Annotated in this window: 6 protein-coding genes; 4 read left to right on the forward strand and 2 right to left on the reverse strand. The window is 67.1% G+C overall.

Annotated elements, in window-relative coordinates:
* Positions 1-254: 254 nt before the first annotated feature.
* Together HP547_RS12400 and HP547_RS12405 are read right to left on the reverse strand one after the other, a co-directional pair.
* Positions 255-1,007 carry an anti-sigma factor gene (locus HP547_RS12400; protein WP_172229963.1) on the reverse strand — a complete coding sequence of 251 codons (753 nt, stop codon included), beginning with the start codon at positions 1,005-1,007 and terminating at the stop codon, positions 255-257.
* The gene (locus tag HP547_RS12405) at positions 1,004-1,525 is read right to left on the reverse strand and encodes a sigma-70 family RNA polymerase sigma factor (protein ID WP_172229960.1); all 522 of its coding nucleotides are present in this window, start codon (positions 1,523-1,525) and stop codon (positions 1,004-1,006) included. Before HP547_RS12405 ends, HP547_RS12400 begins: the two co-directional genes overlap by 4 nt.
* A 124-nt stretch (positions 1,526-1,649) precedes the next feature.
* Between HP547_RS12405 and HP547_RS12410 the strand changes: the two genes are divergently transcribed.
* The 4 genes from HP547_RS12410 to HP547_RS12425 form a co-directional block, all read left to right on the forward strand.
* On the forward strand, positions 1,650-2,702 hold the full coding sequence (locus HP547_RS12410) for a catalase family peroxidase (RefSeq protein WP_172229957.1): 1,053 nt from the start codon (positions 1,650-1,652) through the stop codon (positions 2,700-2,702).
* On the forward strand, positions 2,699-3,232 hold the full coding sequence (locus HP547_RS12415) for a cytochrome b (protein WP_172286420.1): 534 nt from the start codon (positions 2,699-2,701) through the stop codon (positions 3,230-3,232). Before HP547_RS12410 ends, HP547_RS12415 begins: the two co-directional genes overlap by 4 nt.
* An 85-nt stretch (positions 3,233-3,317) precedes the next feature.
* Positions 3,318-4,523 carry an MFS transporter gene (locus tag HP547_RS12420; RefSeq protein ID WP_172286421.1) on the forward strand — a complete coding sequence of 402 codons (1,206 nt, stop codon included), beginning with the start codon at positions 3,318-3,320 and terminating at the stop codon, positions 4,521-4,523.
* A gap of 81 nt (positions 4,524-4,604) precedes the next feature.
* A partial coding sequence (locus HP547_RS12425) for a helix-turn-helix domain-containing protein (RefSeq protein ID WP_172286422.1) occupies positions 4,605-5,048 on the forward strand: 444 nt, incomplete at its 3' end.

Genomic DNA, 5,048 nt, shown 5'->3' on the forward strand with positions numbered 1-5,048 from the left:
CAGTGAGATCGAGCGCCGCCCGCGCGGCGCTTCGCAGCACAAGGCTGCTCACATTTGTTGCAACGTGCCGAACCTGTAACGCCATGGCTGCCAGCCCTGGCGCATGACTTGAGCCGGGCAAACCGGCTGACAACCATGGCCTCACAGGCATGGCCACGTTGCAACAAATGTGAGCGGATTGATCCGCGATGCGCCGCGCGGGCGGCGCTCGATATCCCACGCAACACAACACCCAAGGCATGCACAGCGCCCCCTCACAACCCCAACCGCAACACCTCCCCCACCCCCGCCCCACGCACATCATCCGCCGCACTGACCAGCGCAAAGTTGTAAGCCCCATGCGACCAATACCGCGCCTCCAGCTGCCCATCAATCCGCTGCCCCTCCGGCATGCGGCGGTACTGCTCACCCGGCGAGCGCAGGAACAGGCTGATGCGCTGGCCAGCGCCATCTTCGAACACCAACAACGCCGCCGGCCCCTGCTCGTTGCTTAGCAAACGCGCACCCACCGGCTTGAACCCATACCCCGCCAGGTCCGGCAACCGACCCACGCGGCTGAAGTGCCGCCCCAGCCAGTCACGCAACTGCCCCGGGTCGCTGGCCTGGATATCCAGCGTCTGGCTGCCGACAAACAAGCGGTGCGCCTGGACCGCATCGGCCATGGGCAGGTCGGCACGCGCCAGGCTTGCATCGCGTACTTGCCAACCGCCCAGGCCACCCACGCCCAACGCCAGCACCATTGCCGCCGCTACAGCCCAGCGGCGTTGCCGACGCTCGCGCAATCGCCCGCGCAGCTGCCGCAGATCCAGCTGGGCCGCCCCGGTTGATTCGCCAAACCCGGCCAACGCGGTACGCAACCGGCGGGCATCGGCACGCCAGCCCTCGACCCGTGCCGCCGCCTGCGGGTTGGTCGCCAGCCAGGCCTGCACCTCGGCCCGGCGGCCCGGCGCCAGGCGCTCATCGACGTAAGCATGCAGTTCGTCTTCACTGGGAATCAGGCGCGTCATTTCAGTCTCCGCAAGGCCGGTGGCTGGGGGTTGCCCTCGGTCAATTCGCGCAAGGCATTGCGCGCGCGCGACAAGCGCGACATCACAGTGCCGATGGGGATGCCCAAGGCCTGGGCGGCCTCCTTGTAGCTCAAACCCTCGATGCTGACCAGCAGCAGCAAGGCGCGCTGCTCGGGCGTCAGCCGGGCGAACGCCTGAAGGTCGGCCTGGGCCAGGACGATGGCTTCGAGGTTGTCGCCGAGCGGCTCATCCTCGCGCTCGGCACGGCCGAACCAGGACAGCCAGCGGGCGTGCAGGCGGTCGCGGCGTTTACCGTCGAGGAACAACCGGTAAAGGATGGTGAACAGCCAGGCGCGCAGGGCATCGGCGTCACGTTGTTGGTCGCGTCGGCTCAGGGCGCGCTCGACCGTGGCCTGCACCAGGTCGTCGGCGCTGCCGGGCTCACGGGTCAGCCACACCGCAAAGCGGCGCAGACGGGCGAGCAGTTCGCGCCACTGGTGGTCGTCCAGGTCGTGCATGGCCAGGTCCCAGCCTCAGGGGTAGTCAGTGTAAAGGGCAGACGCCTGTGAAGAAATTCTATTCCCGGCGAGGGAATAAGTTTTTACCTGCCGCGTCGTACTGGCATCTTCACTGAACCGGACGATGATCATGAACTCACCTTTGCACGGCCCGGCCAAGGCCCTGCGCCTGGCCGCCATCGGCGCCGTGATGCTGGCCGCAGGCGCCGGCTTTGCCTATGCTGCCGGCTGGCTCGGGGAAACCCGCCTGACCCCACAGCGCATCATCGACACCTTCGAAGCCCAGGCCGGGCACTACCCGGGCTATCGCAAGAACCACGCCAAGGGCCTGTGCGTCAGTGGCTACTTTCAGGCCAGCGGCCAGGCCGCCAGCTTGTCCACGGCGCGGGCGTTCAGCCAGCAACGGGTGCCGGTGATCGGCCGCTTCGCCATCGGTGGTGCCAACCCGTTCGCCCCGGATACCGGCATACCGGTGCGCAGCCTGGCGATTCAACTGAGCACCGACGATGGTCAGGTCTGGCGTACCGGCATGAACAATCCACCCGTATTGGCGGTAGGCACGCCGCAAGCATTCTATGAGCAAGTGCTGGCGGGGGCACCTGTACCTGCCACCGGCAAACCGGACCCGGCAAAACTGCAGGCGTTCTTCGCCGCCCACCCGGAAAGCGCGGCGTTTCGCCAATGGGCGGCGGGCTACAAGCCCAGCGACAGCTTCGCCAGCACCCAGTACCACAGCATCAACGCCTTCCGCCTGATCGACGCCAGCGGCGCCGCCCACCCGGTGCGCTGGCAGCTTGAGCCGCAAACCGCGTTTGCCGCGTTGCCCGCCCAGGTCGACGACAAACAGTTCCTGCAGCATGACCTGCAGCAGCGCCTGGCCCAGGGCCCGCTGCGCTGGACGCTGCGGCTGGTGCTGGCCGAACCCGGCGATGCCGTGGACAACCCTGCCCGCCCCTGGCCTGCCGAGCGGCGCAGCGTGGACGCCGGCACCCTGGTGCTGGAACAGGTCGACGCCCCTGAGCAGGGCGCTTGCCGCGACCTCAATTTCGACCCGCTGATCCTGCCGCGGGGCATCGAAGCATCCGCCGACCCGATCCTGGCCGCCCGCTCGGCTGCCTACTCGGAATCCTTCAACCGCCGCAGCCGCGAATCGCTCGGCACCGGAGCCCACCCATGAAACCCGAAGCCTTCCACCCCATCGCTCGCCTGCTGCACTGGCTGATGGCCGTGTTGATCCTGGCCATGTTGTTCATCGGCGTGAGCATGGTCGGTGACCTGTCGCCACGCCACCCTGTGCTGATCGGGCTGCACAAGGCCACCGGCCTGGCCCTGCTGGTGCTGGTGGTACTGCGCATCGGCGTGCGCCTGTTGGTGCCGCACCCACCCCTGCCACGCGACCTGCCGCCCCTGCAACGCTGGGCTGCCGGGGCCTCGCACCTGTTGCTATATGGCCTGATGCTGGCCATGCCGCTGCTGGGCTGGGCCATGCTTTCGGCCGGCAACTACCCTCGCCCGCTTGGCTTGCCTGCTATCGCCCCGCATGACCTGCAACTGTATGCCGTGCTGCGACAGGCGCATGGATGGGCCGGCTACCTGCTGTTTGCCACCGTGCTGGTGCATCTGGGCGCGGCACTGATGCACGCTTGGGTGCGCCGCGACGGTGTGTTGCGTAGCATGTGGCCCGGCCCGCTGCGCCGTCATGAATGACCTGAAAGGGTGCAGAGGGTTCGACAGTCGATAATTGTTCTTATTAGTATCGACCCTTCACTGCCAAACTGCCCTGGACTGCCCAATGAACGCTGCAAAGGATTCTGCCACTCTGCTACCTGCCAGCACGCTGGACCTGCGCCCCCTGCTGCTGGCCAACATGGCCTGTACCATGTCGATGATGGCCTTTGTCGCCCTGATCGGCCCGATCGCCCGCCAGCTCGGCATGGCCACCTGGCAAGCCGGCGCCGCCGTCACCGTGGCGGGGGTGGTCTGGGTACTGTTGGCCCGGCCCTGGGGGCGCGCCGCAGACCGCCTGGGCCGTCGGCGCATCCTGCTGCTGGGCAGCGCCGGCTTTACCCTGGCGTACTGGCTGCTGTGCCTGTTCGTCGAAGGCGCACTGCGCTGGATGCCGGGGGCAACCCTGGCATTTGTCGGGCTGATGGTGGCCCGCGGCTGCATCGGCGCCTTCTATGCCGCCATCCCGGTGGGTTGCAATGCTTTGATCGCCGACCATGTCGAACCGCAGCGCCGGGCCCGGGCCATGGCCTCACTGGGCGCGGCCAACGCTGTCGGCCTGGTGGTAGGCCCCGCATTGGCGGCATTGCTGGCACGCCATAGCCTGAGCCTGCCCTTTCACATCATGTCGTTGTTGCCTGCCACTGCCTTTCTGGTGCTGCTGTTCGCCCTCAAGCCGCAGGCCCTGCCGCACAGCTACGCGCCCAGCCCGGTGCGGTTGAGCGACCCGCGCCTGCGCCGGCCATTGCTGGTCGCGTTCAGCGCCATGCTCAGCGTGACGGTGTCGCAGATCATTGTCGGTTTCTTCGCCCTCGACCGCCTCAAGCTGGGCCCAGCCGAAGCCGCTCAGACCGCCGGCATCGCCCTGACCACGGTGGGGGTTGCGCTGATCCTGGCGCAGGTGCTGCTGCGCCAGCTGGAATGGCCGCCGCTGAAGATGATCCGGGTAGGTGCCACCGTTTCAGCCTTGGGCTTTGCCTGCGGCGCGCTGGCGACCACGGCAGGGTGGCTGTGGGCATGCTACTTCGTCGCCGCAACCGGCATGGGCTTTGTGTTCCCGGCGTTTTCGGCACTGGCGGCCAATGCCATGCAGGCTTCCGAACAAGGCGCCACCGCCGGCTCCATAGGCGCTGCCCAGGGCATGGGCGCGGTGATCGGGCCACTGGCCGGCACCCTGGTGTATGCCCTCGATCCGCGCTTGCCATTCCTGGCCGTGGCCGCGCTGTTGCTGCTGGTCGGGCTGTGGCCGATGCCGCGCAACCAGGCTGCCTGACAAGCGCAGCGCGCAAGCGTGCAGAGTGTGTTTTAATGCGCCTCGCTCATTATTCTTTACACCTCTGATTACAAGGCGGCTATGGACACGGGGACGCGACTCAAACTGGTGCGTGAACGCAACAACCTCTCCCAACGGGAACTGGCCCGCCGCAGCGGGCTGACCAATTCGACGATCTCGCAGATCGAGCAGAATCGCGTCAGCCCTTCGGTCAGCTCCCTGAAAAAGCTGCTCGAAGGCATTCCCATGAGCCTGGCGGAGTTCTTCAGCTTCGATGAGCCCGTGCGTGAAGAGCGTTTCGTGTTCCGCGGTGGCGAACAGCCAGACCTGGGCCGCAACGGCCTGCGCATGTTGCTGGTTGGCGCCAGTGTCGAAGGCCGGCAGATGCGCATGCTGCGCGAACTGTATGCACCCGGTGCCGACTCGGGCGAGCCGATCGTGCATGCCGAGGGCGAGGAATGCGGCCTGGTGACCCGGGGTACTGTCGAGCTGTGGGTCGATGGCCAGGTCAGCGTGCTCAGCTCG

The sequence above is a fragment of the Pseudomonas sp. CM27 genome (genome assembly GCF_013179515.1).
GTDB lineage: Bacteria > Pseudomonadota > Gammaproteobacteria > Pseudomonadales > Pseudomonadaceae > Aquipseudomonas.